General features: G+C 42.9%; 15 protein-coding genes. 11 read left to right on the top strand and 4 right to left on the bottom strand.

Annotated features, from left to right (window positions below):
- The first annotated feature begins 110 nt into the window (after positions 1-110).
- The 6 genes from NYE35_RS23260 to NYE35_RS23235 all read left to right on the top strand — a co-directional run bounded on the left by NYE35_RS23260 (position 111) and on the right by NYE35_RS23235 (position 7,345).
- Positions 111-1,055 carry a carbohydrate ABC transporter permease gene (locus NYE35_RS23260; protein ID WP_076128908.1) on the top strand — a complete coding sequence of 315 codons (945 nt, stop codon included), beginning with the start codon at positions 111-113 and terminating at the stop codon, positions 1,053-1,055.
- Positions 1,048-1,887 (top strand): carbohydrate ABC transporter permease, encoded by an 840-nt coding sequence (locus NYE35_RS23255; RefSeq protein ID WP_076275145.1) that lies wholly within the window; start codon positions 1,048-1,050, stop codon positions 1,885-1,887. The genes NYE35_RS23260 and NYE35_RS23255 overlap by 8 nt, the downstream gene beginning before the upstream one ends.
- A gap of 30 nt (positions 1,888-1,917) precedes the next feature.
- Positions 1,918-3,477, top strand: a complete 1,560-nt coding sequence (locus NYE35_RS23250) for a glycoside hydrolase family 43 protein (RefSeq protein ID WP_341122115.1) — start codon at positions 1,918-1,920, stop codon at positions 3,475-3,477.
- Positions 3,478-3,500: 23 nt separating this feature from the next.
- Complete coding sequence (locus NYE35_RS23245) at positions 3,501-4,484, top strand: glycoside hydrolase family 43 protein (RefSeq protein ID WP_341122114.1); 984 nt, start codon at positions 3,501-3,503, stop codon at positions 4,482-4,484.
- Positions 4,485-4,679: 195 nt separating this feature from the next.
- A complete protein-coding gene (locus NYE35_RS23240; protein ID WP_341122113.1) occupies positions 4,680-6,725 on the top strand; it encodes a carbohydrate-binding protein in 2,046 nt (681 codons plus the stop codon).
- Positions 6,726-6,964: 239 nt separating this feature from the next.
- Complete coding sequence (locus NYE35_RS23235; protein WP_341122112.1) at positions 6,965-7,345, top strand: hypothetical protein; 381 nt, start codon at positions 6,965-6,967, stop codon at positions 7,343-7,345.
- Positions 7,346-7,422: 77 nt separating this feature from the next.
- Here NYE35_RS23235 and NYE35_RS23230 read toward each other — a convergent pair whose 3' ends face one another.
- Positions 7,423-8,265, bottom strand: a complete 843-nt coding sequence (locus tag NYE35_RS23230) for a hypothetical protein (RefSeq protein ID WP_076207951.1) — start codon at positions 8,263-8,265, stop codon at positions 7,423-7,425.
- An 89-nt stretch (positions 8,266-8,354) separates the two neighbouring features.
- Here NYE35_RS23230 and NYE35_RS23225 point away from each other — a divergent pair, with 89 nt between their 5' ends.
- Positions 8,355-8,609, top strand: a complete 255-nt coding sequence (locus tag NYE35_RS23225; protein WP_341122497.1) for a glycoside hydrolase family 2 protein — start codon at positions 8,355-8,357, stop codon at positions 8,607-8,609.
- Positions 8,610-8,844: 235 nt separating this feature from the next.
- Positions 8,845-11,034 (top strand): alpha-galactosidase, encoded by a 2,190-nt coding sequence (locus NYE35_RS23220; RefSeq protein ID WP_076099821.1) that lies wholly within the window; start codon positions 8,845-8,847, stop codon positions 11,032-11,034.
- A gap of 828 nt (positions 11,035-11,862) precedes the next feature.
- Here NYE35_RS23220 and NYE35_RS23215 read toward each other — a convergent pair.
- The 3 genes from NYE35_RS23215 to NYE35_RS23205 form a co-directional block, all read right to left on the bottom strand.
- Positions 11,863-12,741 carry an AraC family transcriptional regulator gene (locus NYE35_RS23215; RefSeq protein WP_036683178.1) on the bottom strand — a complete coding sequence of 293 codons (879 nt, stop codon included), beginning with the start codon at positions 12,739-12,741 and terminating at the stop codon, positions 11,863-11,865.
- A 75-nt stretch (positions 12,742-12,816) separates the two neighbouring features.
- Positions 12,817-14,172, bottom strand: a complete 1,356-nt coding sequence (locus NYE35_RS23210; protein WP_076134622.1) for a response regulator — start codon at positions 14,170-14,172, stop codon at positions 12,817-12,819.
- A complete protein-coding gene (locus NYE35_RS23205; RefSeq protein WP_326047017.1) occupies positions 14,153-15,883 on the bottom strand; it encodes a sensor histidine kinase in 1,731 nt (576 codons plus the stop codon). The genes NYE35_RS23210 and NYE35_RS23205 overlap by 20 nt, the downstream gene beginning before the upstream one ends.
- A 228-nt stretch (positions 15,884-16,111) precedes the next feature.
- On the opposite strand from NYE35_RS23205, the gene NYE35_RS23200 reads away from it, so the two are divergent.
- The 3 genes from NYE35_RS23200 to NYE35_RS23190 are packed head-to-tail and all read left to right on the top strand — an operon-like array spanning position 16,112 to position 19,696.
- A complete protein-coding gene (locus tag NYE35_RS23200) occupies positions 16,112-17,068 on the top strand; it encodes an ABC transporter permease (protein WP_341122111.1) in 957 nt (318 codons plus the stop codon).
- Positions 17,069-17,110: 42 nt separating this feature from the next.
- A complete protein-coding gene (locus NYE35_RS23195; protein ID WP_081389349.1) occupies positions 17,111-17,980 on the top strand; it encodes a carbohydrate ABC transporter permease in 870 nt (289 codons plus the stop codon).
- Between the two features lie 42 nt (positions 17,981-18,022).
- Positions 18,023-19,696 carry a hypothetical protein gene (locus NYE35_RS23190; protein ID WP_076100980.1) on the top strand — a complete coding sequence of 558 codons (1,674 nt, stop codon included), beginning with the start codon at positions 18,023-18,025 and terminating at the stop codon, positions 19,694-19,696.
- Positions 19,697-19,758 lie beyond the last annotated feature (62 nt).

The following is a 19,758-nucleotide window of genomic DNA, read 5'->3' as shown; positions in this document are numbered from 1 at the left end:
TGTTTTTTTGCTGCTATTTTTTATTTTCAAAAAAACAAACAAACTTTGCAAGATATATTATTTAGCTAGCTTCATGCATAGCCTATTATTCTTATTGAGGTGATTATTTCATGAAGGTGAAACAACAATTAGCAACAGGACAAGTGACGGGAACGTCCAAGAGAAAAAACAAGATGATCGGCAGCGATAGGATATTTCCTTACGTTCTGATCATTCCGACTGTCGTTCTCATGGCGGTCATTATGTTCTACCCTATTTTACAAGTCTTCCAACTAAGTTTTCAGAACTATGACTTGACTCGACCGATGGATGACGGTTTTGCCGGTTGGAGTAACTTTAAGCAGATCTTATTCCATGACGATCTATTCCCAAGCTCGCTATGGATAACCATCAAGTGGGTGGTTATTGAAGTCGTTCTTCAGCTCGTGTTCGGCTTAGGTGTGGCCCTGCTGCTTAATCAAGCCTTCCGATTTAGAGGCGTTATACGTTCACTCGTGCTTATTCCTTGGGCGGTATCAGGCGTTCTTACAACAATGCTGTGGTCGCTTATGTACAACCAGCATATCGGAGTCATTAACGATCTTTTGAAGAGGTTAGGAATTATTCACGAGAATATCGCTTGGTTGTCGAACACCCATACCGTATTCGGTTCGGTTGTACTGGCCGAGTTATGGAGAGGAATCCCGTTCTTCGCAGTCGCGCTGCTTGCTTCGTTGCAGTCCATTCCGAAAGAAGTCTACGAGTCGTGCGAAGTCGACGGTTGCGGAAAGGCAAGAAAGTTATTTTCCATTACCCTGCCTTATCTTAAGGAAAGCATTATTTTCACTACGATGCTAAGAGCCATCTGGGAGTTCAACTCCATCGATATGATCTTCACGATGACAAACGGCGGTCCAATGAATATGACAACCACTCTCCCGATTTATATGTTCCAGACGGCAATTTTGAACGGGAATTATGGCTATAGCTCGGCTATGGGGGTTCTTTCCTTCGCTGTTCTAATGATTTTCGTTGTCGTCTATATGAAATTAAGCAGAGGTGGCCAAAATGAGTAAGCTTAAACGTTTTTTAACCACTTTGTGTTTGTTCTATATCCCTATGACTGTTACGTTGTTGTTTGTCCTGCTGCCTTTTCTTTGGGATATCTCAACTTCCCTTAAACATGAAAATGATATTATCAGCTCCACGATTCGTTACCTTCCGCATCCAATTACGTTTGATAATTTCATAAAGGTGTGGAGTGTCAACAATTTTTCGAGATTTTTCGTAAACAGTCTTTTCATCTGTACGGTGTCGGTGATCTTTATTACATTGCTGTCGATTTTCAACGGCTATGCTTTGAGTAGATTCAAATTTGCTGGAAAAAATGCTTTTATGCTTATGATGTTGGGCACTCAGATGCTTCCGGTAATCTTGTTCGTCATCCCGTTGTTTCTGATTTTTAAGAGCATGGGGATTATGAATACGCCTTTTGCGATCATATTGTTCTATATCGTTTCACAGGTTGCGTTTAACTCGCTGTTGATGCAGGGATTTGTATCCGGTATCCCGAAGGAAATTGACGAAGCGGCTATGGTCGACGGAGCGGGAAGATTCCGGGTCTTGTTCACGATCATTACGCCAGTAATTCTGCCGGGGATCGTAGCGACTGCTCTGTTCGCCTTCATCGGCTGCTGGAATGAGTTCTTGGTTGCTTTCTCATTCCTGACAGATGCGTCTAAATTTACGATCCCAATCGGACTGAAGTATTTGATCGGCCAGTACAGTGTAGAATATGGATCGCTCGCAGCAGGAAGTATTATTGGATTGATACCGCCTATTGTGCTCTTTATGTTTATTCAGCGTTATCTGATTCAAGGTCTGACAGGCGGTTCGGTTAAAGGATAAAAAGAAAAAGGACATGGGGAGGATTAATTCATGAATCTTGGAGAACACGCAGAGCCTTGGGTATCAGATCAGGGAGACGGAACTTATATCAATCCGATCCTGCATGCGGACTATTCGGACCCGGACGTAATTCGCGTCGGTGATGACTTTTATATGACCGCTTCAAGCTTCGGGCACATTCCCGGATTGCCGATCCTGCATTCGAAGGACTTAGTCAATTGGGCAATCATCAATCATGCTGTGCTGGAGATGAAATTGGAGGGATATGACCGTCCACAGCATGGCAATGGCATCTGGGCACCTAGCCTGAGATTCCATGCCGGGAAGTTCTGGATCTTCTATGGAGATCCAGATGTCGGCATCATGATGACTTCAGCGGTGGACCCTGCCGGAGAATGGACGCCGCTGCATTTGGTTCACGCAGGCAAAGGCTTAATTGATGCTTGTCCCTTCTGGGATGAGGATGGACAGGCGTATTTGATTCATGCCTATGCGAAGAGCCGCAGCGGCATTAAGCACAAGCTGCTGCTGTGCCGAATGTCCGCTGACGGTAAAGGGCTGCTGGACGAAGGCCAAATTGTCTATGACGGGACCGAAAATCATCCGACCCTGGAAGGACCAAAGTTATACCAGCGCAACGGGTATTATTATATCCTTGCTCCGGCAGGGGGCGTGGCAACCGGATGGCAGACAGCGTTCCGTTCCCGAAACATCTGGGGCCCTTACGAGGACCAGATCGTTCTGCAACAAGGGCAAACCTTAGTAAACGGCCCGCATCAAGGCGGACTAGTGGAGCTGGAATCGGGCGAATCGTGGTTTGTCCATTTCCAGGATAAAGGACCTTATGGCCGGGTCGTTCATTTGCAGCCGGTCAGCTGGGTAGATGACTGGCCTTTGATGGGAGAGCTTCAAGCAAGGGATGGGGCTGGAGAGCCAGTGATACGTTACCGGAAGCCTGAGGTTGGGAAGGCATACGCAGTGTCAGTACCAGCAACTTCTGACGATTTTGATACTTCAACGCTTGGATTGCAGTGGCAGTGGCAATCTAACCCCGAATCGTCTTGGTATAATCTCGAGGCAAGAGAGAGCTATCTTCGGTTAAATGCTGCACATAAACCTGTAGACAACAAAGGGCTATACCATAGTCCGCAGCTCTTGCTGCAGAAATTCCCAGCACTTTCGTTTACAGCAGCCTGCAAGGTTGACCCTTCGGGGCTGGAAATGGGGGAGTCCGGAGGTTTGATGATTTTTGGTTATCGTTATTGTTGCTTGGTGGTACGAAGATTAGAAGACCAAGATCAGAAGGGGACGCTAGCCCTATCGCTTATGCAAGGAGATGATACGGGAGAGACAGAAATGTGGTCATGTCCTTTGATAGACACGGATAATCTTTTCCTGCGGGTCAAGGTATTAGAGGATGCGACTTGCCATTTCGGCTACAGCTTGGAGGGTACAGACTTCACTTCTGTACCTGTAGAGTCATTTCAAGCAATAGAAGGACATTGGGTGGGAGCTAAGACAGGTCTATTTGCCGTAGGTTCCGGCAACGGAGGGTATCTTGATATCGATTGGTTCCGAATCACCAAGTAACCGAATAACCCAAAACAAAGGAGATGCTTAACGTTTCGAAGCGGAATGAGCCTCTGATAAAACATATTTACACTGCCGATCCGTCGGCTCATGTTTTTGAGGATAAACTATATATTTATGTGTCTCACGATCTTGAAATCAGCGTTCCCAACAACTTAGATGGAGATCATTATGCTATGGAGGATTACCATGTTCTAACTATGGATGATAGGTCAGCAGAATTCGTAGACCATGGTGAAATACTCCATATGAAGGATGTCCCGTGGGTATCCAAGCAAATGTGGGCTCCGGACGCTGCCTTCCGAAATGGAAAATATTATCTTTACTTTCCGGCACGGGATCTCAGCGGCGTGTTTCGGATTGGTGTGGCGACAGCAGATTCACCGGCAGGACCCTTTACGCCGAAAGTGAATTACATGGAGGGAAGCTTCAGCATTGATCCGGCCGTATTCAGCGACGATGACGATGAGGTTTATCTGATCTTAGGTGGGCTTTGCGGGGGGCAGCTGGAGAAGTGGAGTACGGATACCTACATGCCTGATGGCACGGGGCCGGCTCCACACGAACCTGCATTGGGACCTCGCGTGGCAAAGCTAAGCGAGGATATGTTGTCCTTCCAGGACAAATTAATGGAAATCTCCATCATTGATACTGAAGGACGTCCTATTCTGGCAGGCGATGAAGAAAGAAGATTTTTTGAAGGTCCTTGGATGCATAAATACGAGGGAAAATACTACCTCAGTTATTCTACAGGGAACACACATAAAATCGTCTACGCCATTGGAGACAATCCGCTGGGACCGTTTACGTTTCAAGGCACACTTCTGACCCCAGTGATCGGATGGACAACGCATCATTCCATCGTGAACTTTCAGGACAAATGGTACCTATTTTATCATGATAGTTCTTTGTCGGACGGTGTGAGCCATAAACGCTGTGTGAAGGTTACTGAATTAAAATATAATGTGGATGGAACGCTGCAAATGATCGATCCAAATTTAGTATAGCTAGACTTATAAGGCAACAAGCAATGGTTTTGTAGGATTCCCCTCAGGTAGGCAGTGGAAACAGACCTCATGGTAGATGAGTCTAATCACAGTCAATCGGAGGGGATTTTTTTATAACATAGTTGCATGCGCTTTCATTAAAGGGGGTGATCATTCGGGTAGGGTCGTTTCACTAAAATAAGTAGGAGGGATCAAATGATTAAAAAAGTGCTAAGTAGTTTAATGCTGGGAAGTTTATTGGTGACTTTAACTTGCTTTAATCCAGCAGGCAACGCAGAGGCGGCAACGGTAAATACAATTCCTAACACATCTAAGGTTGAGCAGAGTTATGACAGCAGTTTTTTATCAGTTCCTGGTTTTGCATCTTTAGATGTAAAAGATAGAAGCAGTTATGCTGGTACCTCATATTATCGAGCGGTCAGCAATGGCCGAGAGTTTTTACAAGCAATCTTGGATGCAGGCAGTGGTACTGTAAAAGTTATTGAAGTTACAGATAATCTAAACTTAGGGTGGACTGAATTAGCACTAAATTCTACTGAAATTTCAAAATATAGTTTTGTTACAAAATATCCTGATCCATCAAACGGATTCACGAACCCACTCTTAATAACCTCCGGTGTATCCAAATTAAGCATAGCCAATATTGATGGATTAACGATTTTTTCAGCATCTGGTAAAACTATTAAACACGCCGAATTAAAATTACAGAGCACAGTGAATGATATTGTCATTAGAAATCTCAATTTTGATGAAATGTGGCAATGGGATGATACAGGTGAGCACAAAGAGGTAGGCTGGACTTTTATCAAGGTAAATGGCGCAAACAATGTATGGATAGACCACTGTAAGTTTTCGATAGCCGCGGATGGAATGATTGATATGGAAAATGGTTCAACGAATGTAACTTATTCTTGGAACGAATTTGGTCTATCGGCAGCTCAAAATCCAGCGACTAGTAGTTCTATTTATAAGTCAATCGAATATATGGAGCAAAAATATGCAGCAGGATCACTGAACTCCTCCACCAGCCTTTATTATAAAATGCGTAACGAAGGGGCTACCAAAAATCAAATCATGGCTTATGCCGCCTATCACTCCAAAGTTCATTTGGTAGGATCGGGTGACAAGGATTATACGAATTATGTGGGTTCTAACGGTGTGGAAATTAAAGATGGAAATCAAAGGCTTCGCTTAACTTTAGCATACAATCGTTATACAAATGTTGGGTCGCGTCTGCCAATGATTCGTCAAGGAGTTGGGCACTTATTTAATAATTCTTTTGATAACTCTACACATCAGAATGCACTCGACAGCGTTACAGCAATCTCCAAATACGGCAATGATAAATTATCGCGTGGAATGAACGCCAGAAATGGAGCTTCTATAGCGGGGGACACGAATGTCTATAATGCTTTTAATGAACCGCTGATTGGTGCGGAGCGTCAAGGGGATGATACCGCCAATATGAATGCTCCTTTTGACGTATTGTTTAAGGATGCGATGAACCATAGTTTAATTGTAAATTCTACAGTAACAACTAGTAGCGGAACAACCTATACAGGCAGCAGCTGGGATAATAATGGCCTTAATGCCTTTACTAGCGGAATGAACTGGAATAACAAAGCAACCATTGGCCAGTGGGCTTGGTCATCATCAATAGTCGGCGTTGAAAATATGAGTAAATCAAACCCGCCATCTACGCCTTTTACATTCACTTATGGGTATAACGAGCAATTGCCTTATGCTTATAAAACAGTTCCTCTATCTGGCGTTGTCTCCACAGTAAATCAATATGCCGGAGTCTCAAAAGTTACTTGGAACACTGCGGAGTGGTTAAAAACAAATTATTATGATGCCTATTCGACGATCGAAGCAGAACGTTATACCAGCATGTCTGGTGTGAAAAATGAAGCGAGTTCCGAAGGCGGTCAGAATGTCGGCTATATAGAGAACGGCGATTATATCGTGTTTAATAATGTTAACTTTGGAAGCGTCAGCCCCACGAGTTTCGAAGCAAGAGTAGCGAGCGGTACATCGGGAGGAACTATCGAAATTAGACTGGACAGCTCAACAGGAACTCTGGTTGGAACTTGTCCGGTAGCAGGAACAGGCGGCTGGCAGACCTGGGTGACTAAAACATGTGCAATCAGCGGCGCCACCGGCACGCATAATGTATATTTGAAATTTACCGGCTCAAGCGGATATTTATTGAATCTCAATGGGTTCAAGTTTATTAAGTGATTTTATTAGGTTCTGAGGGAGAGTGAAAACACTTTATGGTGGGGCGGGTAGAGAGGTCTCGGCTGGAGTGGAAGCGGGATTTATACCGTAGAATGTGACGGATCGAGCGGAAGTGGCGGATGGAGTGGATGCGGCGAAAGAGAGGCACAAATACCTAGAATGTTCCGGATGGAGTGGATGGATGGACGAATGCGGTGAAATGAGTGGTATAAACCTGCAGAACGCAGCTGATTGAGCGGATGCGAAGAAATGAACGGGATAAATCCCGCAGAATGCAACTGATGGAGCGGATGTGGGGAAATGAGCGGTATAAATCCCGCAGAAAGCAGTCGATCGGGCGGATGTGGGGAAATGAACGGTATAAATCCCGCAGAATGCAGCTGATCGAGCGGATGTGGCGAAATGAACGGTATAAATCCCGCAGAACGCAGTCGATCGGGCGGATGTGGGGAAATGAGCGGTATAAATCCCGCAGAAAGCAGTCGATCGGGCGGATGTGGGGAAATGAACGGGATAAATCCCGCAGAATGCAGCTGATCAAGCGGATGCGGAGAAATGAACGGTATAAATCCCGCAGAAAGCACCGTATGGACCGGGACCAACACACCCTAGAGGAGTGATTCCCTCCATTAACCGGAGACTCACTCCTTTTTTATAACCAACTATATAATCCAGTCAACGACGACCTCCGTGATGCTTAACTGTGTATTTTGCTGAACTCGATTCGCGAGCTGAAGGACCTAGTAAACTCTTTTTCGATTATTGTTTTCATGATGTTGTGATGCACTTTGAGTTGTGATTGATCGGCGTGGTCTCTAAGGAGTTCAAAGAGCGCTGCTGATTTTTTGAAGCCTGTATCATCGTCTAGCTTGATGCTTAATAATAAGATTTCTAGAATAGTGTTGATCGTATCGTACAAATTCTCTTGTTTATAGTAATACATCGCCAGCAAATAAATGTAATCCTCATGGTATTTGATGTTCACAATAGTCTCATGTTCTCCTATGTCATCAACATTGATTTTGAATTCCTTGAGAATCCAATCAACGGAATAATCATGTATTATCGAAGATTCTAAGATTGTAATGAGTCCCGGCAATAATTCTTCGTCATCACTTTTTCTAATAAACTCAACGTATTTATGCAGGACTCCCATTTTGCCTTCCAGCAGATCGATAACGTATGAATTGGCTTTTGCTATATTGCGGTAATATTCGACTTCATAAATACCCTCTTCATCTAAACCTACTATCCAGCCCAGGTCAGCATACTTCTGAATACATAGTTTTGCCTCGTCATACTTACCGGTCTTTTGTAGTGCTATACCTTTTGCGCATGAGCTATATCCAAAATAATAGGGGATACTCCGCTTCAGTTTAGTACCTCTTATGAGGTTACTATTGTTTTCATATATGATGGAAATTTGTTCGTGTAGCTTGTCTGCAATTTCAATCATGGCATCCCAATTCTCAAATGAAAATGATGCCTTAAGCATCTGAATCAAGGAATCCACATTCAATTCTTCCAAATCCAACTTCAATCCTATCTCCCTTTCTAGAGCATATCATGCATCGATTAAGATGATTGTATTTCATTTCTAAATTATTCATTTATTTTACATTAAATCATGTGATTTCCATCACGTTACATAAGGTTAAAAGGGTCTTTATTAATAATTTTAAAAATACTGTGAAGTCAAAAGCATATGCCCGTTTCGTCGGACTTGATTTCAAGGAAAGAGATGCGATCTTCAGTGATAACTATTTCGACCTGTCAGCTAGCGTTTCAAGAATCGTTACGGTTGCCAAACAAGATCTCGATAAACCAGCTACGGCTGAGGAACTGCGTGCCCAGCTTACTGTACGTTCCGTCTTTGATATTTAAGAAAAAGGTTATTTTCCTACTATATCCTAGGCTACCAATCTCCAAATGATAGTTTGATGATATATATTCTAGTGGTTTAGATCCTGCGTATAGATAGATCAATATTTTACTATAATAGGTATAGATATTAAGATTGTATACCCTTCCATTTCACTCTAAAATAGACTTCGAAGAAGCATTAACTACAAACAATAAACGTTCTATTGAGCTACCTTAAGGAGAGTGCAAACATATTATGGGTATTTATTATGATGACAACCGCAAGGTGTTTCATTTACAGTCTGAGAAATCCAGCTATATTATTGAAATGATCAAAGGTGTTATTCCAGCGCATGTCTACTGGGGCCCAAAATTGGCAGGGAGAGAATTTCAACATCCGTTGAATTTGGTGGAACGTTGCTCTTTTAGTCCAACTTATTTGCAGGAGGATAAAAATATCTCCCTCGACACCTTGCCAAGCGAATTCCCTTCTTATGGAAACGGTGATTTCCGCGAGCCGGCACTTGAGGTTCACCTAGTAGATGGCACGACCGTAACGGATTTCCGTTATAAGAGCCACACCATTAATAAAGGAAAACCTGCACTCAAGGGTCTGCCTGCTACTTATGTTGAAAGTGAAGAAGAAGCAGAGACCCTGGAAATTATACTGCAAGATGATAAAACAGGATTGATCGCTGCCTTGAGCTATACCGTATTTAACAATCAGGATGTTATAACACGTTCCGTGCGGATTGAGAATCTGGGTAAGGACAATCTGGTTCTGAAAAGAGTATTAAGCGCGAATGTTGACTTCCATGATTCTGACTATGACATGCTGCAATTATCCGGTACTTGGACTAGAGAACGCCATATTCACAAAAGACCACTCGTTCCTGGCATCCAGCGGATTGACAGCAAACGCGGCTCCAGTAGCCATCAGCAGAATCCTTTTATGGCCTTGCTTGCAAAAGATGCAACAGAGGATCATGGCGAAGTTTACGGGTTCAGCCTTGTGTATAGCGGAAGTTTCCTTGCCCAAGCAGAAGTGGATCAATACGGAATTTCCAGAGTAGGGATCGGTATTCAACCTTTTAACTTTCAGTGGTTGCTTGAACCGGGCGAATCCTTTCAGGCTCCAGAAGCCGTATTGGTAAGATCCAGTGAAGGGCTTGGTGGATTATCGAGAACCTATCACCGTCTGTATCGGACCCGATTATGCAGAGGTGAATTCCGCGATAGCAAGCGTCCTATTCTGATCAACAACTGGGAAGCGACTTATTTTAATTTTAATGCGGATAAAATCAAAGAAATTGCTAAAGCAGGCAAAGAGCTAGGCCTGGAGCTGTTCGTGCTGGATGACGGCTGGTTCGGCAAACGTGATAACGACGACAGCTCCCTGGGAGATTGGGTAGAGGATCGTCGCAAGCTGCCTGAAGGTCTTGGAAAGCTAGGCGAAGATATCACGGCAATGGGCATGGAATTCGGATTATGGTTCGAGCCAGAAATGGTATCGCCTGAAAGTGATCTTTACCGTGAACATCCAGACTGGTGTCTCCATGTACCTGGGCATAAAAGTTCGTTAGCCCGCCAGCAGCTAGTGCTGGATTTATCCCGCAAGGATGTATGCGATTATATCGTCGAGTCAGTTAGCTCGGTATTGTCATCTGCTCCGATTACTTATGTGAAATGGGATATGAACCGGAATATGACGGAGATTGGATCAGCGCTTCTTCCAGCCGAACGTCAACGCGAAACGGCACACCGTTATATCCTTGGACTTTATGATGTGCTGGAACGTATCGTTTCCCGTTTCCCTCATATTTTATTCGAAAGCTGCTCCGGCGGTGGCGGACGATTTGACCCGGGAATGCTGTATTATATGCCACAGACCTGGACTAGCGATGATACGGATGCCGTGGAAAGATTGAAGATCCAATACGGAACAAGTATGGTGTATCCTGCGAGTTCAATGGGTGCGCATGTGTCGGCTGTTCCTAACCATCAGGTACATCGTATTACTCCTTTGGAGACACGTGGTCATGTCGCGATGTCGGGTAATTTCGGCTACGAGCTGGATTTGACCAAGCTTACTGAAGCTGAACGCGAGGATATCCGCAAGCAGGTTTCGGAGTACAAGGAACTGAGAATGCTGATTCAGTACGGTGATTTCTATCGACTGCTTAGTCCTTTTGAAGGAAACGAGACGGCATGGATGTTTGTTTCCGCTGATAAAAAAGAAGCCTTCGCCACCTACTTCCAAGTTCTGGCCGGGCCTAATCCACCGTTGCGCAGATTGCGTCTGAAAGGACTCGACCCTGCGAAATCGTATAAGCTTGAGCTTAACGGCGGAGTATACAGAGGGGATGAGCTGATGCACTTCGGACTCACGCTTCCACAGCTAGAGGGCGATTTCAGAAGCCTACTTTTCGTGCTTAGAGAAGTTTAATCAAAAAAGGAGGGTGCCCAAAAGCCATTGGCTGCTGGGCACCTTCCTTTTTTTTCTCCTTTTTTGAGTTCTTTTGTGACTAGCTGCGCGCCCGAAGCTGTTATTGGATGGGGCGCTTTGCGAGATATGCTTACTTGGCCGGGGACTGCTGTACGCGAACTAGTACGACATGCAAGTTGCTTACCCAACCAACACAGTGCTATCGGACTCAGATGCCGCTAACTGCAGTCTTTTCACACATTTGGAGTTTTATCGGACCGCATAGTCGCTATTGGCTCGAAAAGTACCTAATATGCACCTCTTTCGAAGGAATAGCTGCACTGGAGTCCGAAACTGTGCTCAAAAGACGAAAAATTGGCAAATAGCGTCATTGAGGTCCGAAAGCGGCGGGGGATGGGTGTGACTCGGTGCTGCCGTACGCGAATTAGGGTGTTTAACAAGATGCTTACCTAGCCGGGGACTGCTGGACGCGAATTGGTACGCCTTGCAAGTTACTTACTCAGCCAACACAGTGCTATCGGACTCAACTGCCGCTAACCGCTCTCTTTCCACACATTTGGAGTTTTATCGGACCGCATAGTCGCTATTAGCTCGAAAAGTACTCAATAAGCACCTCTTTCGAAGGAATAGCTGCACTGGAGTCCGAAACTGTGCTCAAAAGGCGAAAAATTAGCAAATAGCGTCATCTGGGTCCGAAAGCGGCGGGGGATGGTTTTGAGTTGGCGCCACCAAATCTGAATGGTTACTACTTGCATCCACCGGCCCCGAATTAGCACGCCACGCATGCCACTCAGCTCTATCGAAGCCGAACGGTTATGCCGAGCAACATCAATTTTCAAAAAACACATGTTTGGACAGGAACTCCAGATCCTGCTCGCGGTAAGTGGAGGGGCTGACTCCAAAATAGGAACGAAAGACTTTGCCGAAATAGCTGGCATTGTCAAACCCGGTGTCCACAGCGATCTGGTAGATCGTCTGATCTGTTGTTTTCAGCATAGATGCTGCCAGCTCGATCCGTCTCCTTCTTAAATACTCAAAAGGCGAGAGATTGATGTTTTTTTGAAATAGCCTGCAAAGATGATGTTTGGAAATTCCAACATGTGCGGCGACATCGTCTAAGCTAAGGTTATTATTGTGCAGATCATTTTTCATAAATTGTATAGCAGCATGAAGTTTGTCATTTTTTATATAGGTGGTTAACAAATTCGGTTTCTTGAGGTATTTCTCCATGGACAATATCCACTGAAAGGTTTTCCCCGTTAGAAAATGCAAATCTCTTTCCTCATCAACCTGTATGTCCTTGAACATACTCCACAATAAATCCATCGGAACCGATTCCTGAGGGAGTTCTATAATGGGACCGCCATGTGCGATCAGCTGGTTCCAGAGTGAAATAGCTAGAGGTCCTCGTACATTCAGCCAAATGAATTCCCAGGGCTCTGTACCTTCCTCCGGATAATAATATCTGTGTATACTGGGGACAGTCACTAGGAAAGCTTTGCCCTTTGTTAATGGGTGAACAACCCCGTCTATTTCAATTCTACCCTCTCCAGATAAGGTGTACTGAAAAATAACACAACTTCTCTCCGTCCGGTTCTGGCCGTTAAATGAATATGCCGGAGTCTCGGCTTGTTCCCAGCCAATTGAATCAAACAGAAGCATAGAAGCTTGTTCTTCCGAGCGAATGGTGTAGGAGGAGCGCAACATTAGCAGGTTTCCTTTCCATGGTTCGTTACTTCATTCAAAGTGTAAACTTTTTTGCTGATCTGTTCAATTTTTGTTTCATTTAATCTGCTGTCTTCGATATTGATAAGGCGTAATGCCATACTGATCTTTGAACAGCTTAATGAAATATTGTGGCTTTTTGTAGCCGACTAGATGTGAAATATCGAGCACATGTAAGTTGGAATCGATCAATAACTTGGAGGCCTTTTCCAAGCGTTTAGAAGAAATGTAGCTCGATAAATTTTCGCCCGTCTCCTGCTTATAAAATTTGGACAGGTAAACAGGATGGAGGTGAACAATTTTCCCTAAGTCCTCCAGGCTCAAGCATTCACTAATATGATTGGAGATATAGGCTTGAATGGTATGAACAATATTTTGATTGGAAAATTTAGCGCTTCTATCTAATTGGGTGAGGCTCTGCAAGATGGATTGAAGAGCCGTATTTGGCTCTGATAATTGATTGAAAATCCAGTCTGCGGCCTCAGCTGATTGGATTTTAGCGGTTGTGGAATACAGCAAATTAATGAATTCGAGCAGGTAGAGGAGCTTTTGTTTTTTGACAGTGAGCTTGGCAAAGTTTTTTAAAATGTTTTTTCTGGTTTGCTCCCATTCTCCAAGCTCTAATTTAGGGAGAGCACTAGAGTCATGCAGCATAGTAAAGTCACTGGTACCTATATTTTCATTAAAAAAGAAATGATAAAAAATATGCCGAACAGCATGCTTTTGAGAAAATTCAAACGGCTCGGAAAAAGAAATGGAATCGACGCTGCTTGCCACAGTTTCGATATTTGATTCTGGAATAATTCCAGTAATGGCTGATGGAGTGGTCCAAATAAAGTCTCGTCCACCATTATGATCTTTTAACATCATTTCATCTTTCCCACTAGCCCCTGAGACATGAAAAAAGCAAAAATGCTCATTCCGGAAGGTAGAATCGAATGTACTGTAATCATTACGTATTGGGGAAGATTCGCTAATAACAGATAGCAGGTAACCTAGCCCATCTATCTTTTTCTCTACCACTGGGGTTTTTGAGGGTTTCTCAGCGATACTCTTAATAACTTGACTCATGGCTTTTTCCATATCCTCTTTATCTACCGGCTTGAGTAAATAATCCAAAGCGCCCAGACGAATGGCTTGCTGTGCATAATCAAATTGAGAATAACCGGAAAGAAAAATCACCTTGGTTTTGAGCTTTTTTTCATGAACATGATGCAGTAAATCAATGCCGGATACCTCGGGCATACGAATATCTGTAATAAGAATATCTATATGATTCTGATTCAATAGCTCCTTGGCTTCAATCGAATTTGTTGTCGCCTCAATATGCTCAATCCCAAATTTGTTCCAATCCAGCAGGTGTTTTAAATATTCAACGATGTAATGCCCGTCATCAACTATCAGTAATCGCATATTGACCTCCTTCATCCAGCGAGAAATCTATGAATGCCAGCACGGATAAACCGCCCCAGTCATTAATGAAGAAACGCAGTCCGCTTAATTCACCATACGCATTTTTGAGGCGATGATGAATGTTCCAAAGACCAATTCCTCTTGATCCTTCAGGAGGGGATTCATTCTCAAGCCTGGCCATTAGCTGGTGTATTTCCTCAGCAGTAAGCCCCTTACCATCATCGGCTACAATAATTAACGCTCCAGTATCAAGTGCTTTTACATCTATAGTAACGCGATAAGCCCCTTGCTGTTCTTCAATCCCATGCTGAATCGCGTTCTCGACCATAGGCTGGATAATCAGTGGCATAATCAGATGCTCTCCCAGTTCAGGGGGCAGGTTGATTTCATAATTTATTTTTTTGGAAAGTGACATGATGGATAAAAAATGATCGGCAAGCTGCAATTCAGAAGCCAACGTAACATTATCTGAATTCATTTTTGTTAAATAACGATAGTACTCTGCTAAATGTTTGCTCATCTGCATTACGGCTTCCGGTGAAGTTTTTGCCACAGCCATAATGAAAAACAGATTATTGTAAAGAAAATGTGGATTGATCTGAGCCTGCAGCTGTTTCACTTCCGCGTTTCTGCGCAGCTCGGTTTCTATTTTTAATGAAGCGAATAAAGCCTGTATTTTGGCGACCATGTGGTTAAAGCTTTTAAATAGACTATAAAATTGATTGTCCGGGTTCTCACTAATTCTGGTGCTGTAATTCCCTTGTTCCACTTGGTAGAATTTCTTGTCGAGCAAATATACATTACGATAATAGTTTCGATAGAACATAAAAATCACGATAAGACCAATGATCAGGATCATTAGGATGCTGACAAAAAACACCTGTTTATTCCGGTTAAGCGGATTCAAAAAATCACTCATTCGCGTATAGGTAACAAGATACGTATCAATCGGCTCAATATACTTCGATAAAACATAATAATCGTCATCGTTGATATGATAGTCAAACTTTAGAATTTCATGTGCATTGGGTGTTATCGTCTCCTTGGCTTTTTCCTCGATTCGAATATCCACCGCTTTATTGCTAATCATCAAACTCTTGTTCACAAGCAAAAAGGCATTGGAGCTCTCACCGCCACTCACTGCTTTTTCTAAAAGACTTGTTAAATACTCCTTTTTCAGCTTAACGCCCACAATGTATTGAATATTGGCAGGATTCTTAGGCTCATGAATATAAGGGTAGATTGAAAAATAATACAAATTATTATTAACAATCTGCCAGCCTCGCTGCGTGACCTTTTGAAAGGGCTGTTTGGCAAGCGAATCATGACCCGTAAAAATAAAAGTGCCGTCCGATTTCCAGTAGATACCGATAGATTCAATCGCCTGACTGGAGAGAAGTGGTGCTGATATGCGGTCATAGATATCATTTTTTTTCATCTGGGCATCGTAATTGTTCATCTCTTGTATTTTGCTTTGATAGAAACGTACGGAGGTGTCGGCTGTATATTGGATGCCATACAAACTTGCCTCAGAGATGATGCCATCCAGTATGCTTTCCGTATAAGCTAGCTGATTTTTGGAGGAGTTAACCAAGCTCTCTTGAATGGTTTTGGAACCTAGGGAGTTCATTATGAAAAACAAACTTAAGGTAAGTAAAAGGAAAAAAACGAAAAAATATATGAATCGTTTCATATTTACTTTTTTAATCATAAGCATTACTCCTGTCGCTAGGACTCTTGTGAATTCATCATAAGCCATATATTCCAAAAGAAAAAGGGAAGAGCTCTCGCAAAATGAAAGCGTTTATAAAGATGTTTAGCGAGTGGTTATGATATTTAATTTGAGACATTTTCGAATGAAAGCGCTTTTGTTAACATTAAACCAGAAAGAAATTAGCAGCCAAGAATGTAAAAGGGGGTAAGCACAATAGCACAGATAATGAATACCCAGCTCAAATGGAGTGAGAAAGCCAACGTTAAAAAAAGCAGAAAAAATCCTTGGAAAAAGGAAATCAAAAAAAATTGGCCATTGTATGTTTTATGTATCCCAGCTTTGGTATTCGTTCTAATTTTTGCCTACGGTCCTATGGTCGGATTAGTGATGGCCTTTCAGGATTACAAGCCCTGGCTTGGAATTACAGGTTCAACTTGGATTGGTTGGGATAACTTCGCAAGAATCTTTCAATATAAAGAGGCGACACAATCTATTATCAACACCCTCATTATTGCTGTAATCAAAATTATAGTGGGAATTATCGTTCCTATCTTTATGGCGATTCTGCTAAGCGAGATTAGAAACATGGGGACTAAAAAGAGTATTCAAACCTTGGTCTATTTACCGCATTTCCTCTCTTGGGTAACCGTTGCCGGAATCATGATTGATATCCTGGGTCTTGACGGGGGCATAAATCATTTTCTTACGAATTTCCTCGGACTAAAACCCATTTTCTTTTTGGGTGATCCTACGCTGTTCAGACCGACGATCATCATCAGTGATTTATGGAAAAACTTCGGATTTGGCATGATTGTTTACTTAGCGGTGATCACAGGGATCGACCCTTCTTATTATGAGGCCGCCGAGATAGACGGCGCGTCACGCCGCCAACAAATACGCCATGTTACCTTACCGAGTATGATGCCGATGATCATCGTAATTGCGACGTTAAGCCTTGGAAATATTTTGGATGCAGGATTTGACCAAATCTTTAACTTATACAATCCACTCGTATATAGTACGGGAGATATCATCGATACTTATGTTTACCGGTCATCCTTATTGAATGGCCAATACGGTTTTGGTACCGCTGTTGGGTTGTTTAAATCTGGCATCAGCTTCATTTTAATCGTAATTTCCTATCGAATTGCTTACAAGGTAGCTAACTACAAAATATTTTAAGTCGAAGTTGTTAAGCTTTCAAAACAGTTAGGAGGAATGGGAGTGTATTATAAATCCAAGGGATATAGGATATTTTCGATTTTCAATCATATCCTCCTGATTCTAGTAGCCTTATCGTGTTTATTGCCTATGCTTCATTTGCTAGCACAATCATTTAGTAGTAAGTCAGCGGTAAATGGGAATTTAGTATCCTTTTGGCCGGTCGATTTTAATATCGAAGCCTATGTGAAAACTTTTAAAAACACGAATTTTACAGGCTCCATGAGAATCTCAGTGGTTCGGACGGTGCTGGGGACGTTAATCAGTATGTTTATTATTACAACGTCAGGGTATGCCTTGTCCAAAGATTTCCGGGGGCGTAATGCTTTAATGTGGATTTTTATTTTCACGATGTTGTTTTCCGGTGGATTGATTCCTTCTTATATATTGGTTACGAAACTTGGGCTCAAGGATACGATCTGGTCGCTCGTTCTTCCCGGTGCCTTCGGAGCTTACAATTTGATTCTGATTATGAATTTCTTTAAAACAATCCCTAAGGCGCTTGAAGAGGCGGCATTTATCGATGGGGCTTCGTTCTTCGTCATTTTCCGGAAAATCTATCTTCCACTTTCCCTTCCCGGTCTGGCAACCGTCGGATTGTTTATCATGGTAGGGAGCTGGAACGCATGGTTTGATGGGATTTTGTATATGTCGAATACAACGGACTATCCGTTAGCTTCATTCTTACAGACTGTAGTTGTACAAGGTTCAGCGCAGAGTATGGCACTTAGTCAATCAGAAGCAGCCGCGTTGTCAGAACAGAGTATCAAAGCTGCGCAAATTTTTATTAGCACACTGCCCATTATCCTTGTGTACCCGTTTCTACAGAAGTATTTTGTCAAAGGCATCGTTCTGGGTGCTGTAAAAGAATAACGTGACCAACATATAAAAACTTTAATTCAAAGGAGCTTATTGATGAAAAAAACAGGGGCCTTAATAACGACTACTGTATTGATGGCAGGATTGCTAGCGGGCTGCGGCTCAAACGGTAAAGAATCTAATGCGGCAGAAGCGGTTCTCAAAGACGGCAAATACGATCCTCCTATTACTATCAACATCGCCAAGCAACAAGATGAGAATGCCGGTAAATATATCAACGGGGAGAGCTTAAATGATAATGTGTTGACCCGCTGGGGTGTCGAGAATCTAGGGATTAACATCCAAACTACTCTTTTGGGCGGTGATGCCTCCCAATATAATACGAAACTTCGTTTAGCGCTCACTGGTTCCGAGAAGCTTCCGGATGTTTTGCCAGTGTATGACACCTCATTAGAAAATGATTTGATTCAATCAGGACTTGTAAAAGATATTGCGGAAGACATAAACAAATACATGCCTGAGCGTCTGAAAGAAATATATAAACAATATCCAACAACGTTCAACCCGGTTATCCAGAATGGCAAGGTTTATGGGATGGCGATTTCGCCCAATCTCACCGAAGGTGAAGTCATGCTTATCCGTCAAGATTGGTTAGATAAATTAAATTTAAAAGCGCCAACAAATATAGATGAATTTGAACAGGTTATCGCTGCCTTTACGAATGATGATCCGGACGGTAACGGAAAAAATGATACTTATGGATTTGATTTCTCGGGAAAAGATTCTTACAACACGGGCTGGGTGAGTGACTCTGTAATGATTTTTAGTGCTTATACAGGCAAGAGTCTCCCCGGCCAATGGTATAACGACAATGGTAAACTCACTTACGGTTCTGTCGCTGATGGGACAAAAGATGCGTTAGCTAAACTTCGCGATTGGTACTCCAAAGGGTATTTAAATAAGGAATTGGCTACACAGGGTGCATGGGATGCACTTGCGGATTTCACTGAAGGTAAAGCAGGGATTATTATTGGCCGTCCTTGGCTGTACGGCAGTGTTAAAGATGTGGAAACTAACGTAAAAGGGGCTAAAATCAAAGCTTACCCAACAATCAACGGTGTAAGTGGGGATCGAACCTACCAATCCGGTCAACAGAACGATGGTGTCTTTATGTTTAATAAAGACTTTAACAATATGGAAGCTTTCTTCTTGTATTATGACAAGCTTTACGATGCGGCATTTGGTACCGGAGATTTCAAATATGGTTATGCTCAGGGATATGATTATGACATCGTAGGCGATGAAGTGGTATTCGATTCAAAAAAATTCAACACTCCTTTGGATGCCGCTCAAGGTGTAGGGAAAATGGCTTTTACCAAAAATACACCAAGTGTTGATGGCCCAGGTAAATCTTTTTATGATCTTTCCAAAGGTGCAAAAGCAGAGAATGGGGTCTTGATCAGATCGGCATCAAATGATGAAACAGCCAAAGAGGGATATGTGATTTCCTATGAGAATAGAGAGTCGCTGCTTCCAAATGCATTTAACGGTCCGCCTACCAAGACCATGCAGACAACCTGGGAGCAACTGAATACGATGGAAAAGGAAACCTTCACCAAAATTATTTACAGTAAAGAGCCGCTAACTGCGTACGATGACTTCGTGAAGCAATGGCATGACAAAGGCGGTACGAAAATTTCCGAAGAAATCAACGAATGGTATAACAATGCTAGCAAGGTGGATGTGATGTCTCAGATGGGATTGAAATAAGTTCGCAAGAACAGCAGGTTCAGTTAAGGTCATCCTTGGCCAAACCTGCTTTTTTGTATAAA

The sequence above is a fragment of the Paenibacillus sp. FSL L8-0494 genome (genome assembly GCF_038003695.1).
Taxonomy (GTDB): domain Bacteria; phylum Bacillota; class Bacilli; order Paenibacillales; family Paenibacillaceae; genus Paenibacillus_AQ; species Paenibacillus_AQ odorifer.
The sequence above is the reverse complement of the archived record's forward strand: the minus strand, read 5'-3'. Positions and strand labels throughout refer to the sequence as shown.

Bases quoted from the DNA above. Each gene is read 5' to 3' on its own strand.
- NYE35_RS23215 (WP_036683178.1), bottom strand. From the start codon at position 12,741: ATGTTGCGCTCCTCCTACACCATTCGCTCGGAAGAACAAGCTTCTATG.
- NYE35_RS23240 (WP_341122113.1), top strand. From the start codon at position 4,680: ATGATTAAAAAAGTGCTAAGTAGTTTAATGCTGGGAAGTTTATTGGTG.
- NYE35_RS23200 (WP_341122111.1), top strand. From the start codon at position 16,112: ATGAATACCCAGCTCAAATGGAGTGAGAAAGCCAACGTTAAAAAAAGC.
- NYE35_RS23250 (WP_341122115.1), top strand. From the start codon at position 1,918: ATGAATCTTGGAGAACACGCAGAGCCTTGGGTATCAGATCAGGGAGAC.
- NYE35_RS23245 (WP_341122114.1), top strand. From the start codon at position 3,501: ATGCTTAACGTTTCGAAGCGGAATGAGCCTCTGATAAAACATATTTAC.
- NYE35_RS23205 (WP_326047017.1), bottom strand. From the start codon at position 15,883: ATGATTAAAAAAGTAAATATGAAACGATTCATATATTTTTTCGTTTTT.
- NYE35_RS23235 (WP_341122112.1), top strand. From the start codon at position 6,965: ATGCGAAGAAATGAACGGGATAAATCCCGCAGAATGCAACTGATGGAG.
- NYE35_RS23190 (WP_076100980.1), top strand. From the start codon at position 18,023: ATGAAAAAAACAGGGGCCTTAATAACGACTACTGTATTGATGGCAGGA.
- NYE35_RS23260 (WP_076128908.1), top strand. From the start codon at position 111: ATGAAGGTGAAACAACAATTAGCAACAGGACAAGTGACGGGAACGTCC.
- NYE35_RS23220 (WP_076099821.1), top strand. From the start codon at position 8,845: ATGGGTATTTATTATGATGACAACCGCAAGGTGTTTCATTTACAGTCT.
- NYE35_RS23255 (WP_076275145.1), top strand. From the start codon at position 1,048: ATGAGTAAGCTTAAACGTTTTTTAACCACTTTGTGTTTGTTCTATATC.
- NYE35_RS23210 (WP_076134622.1), bottom strand. From the start codon at position 14,172: ATGCGATTACTGATAGTTGATGACGGGCATTACATCGTTGAATATTTA.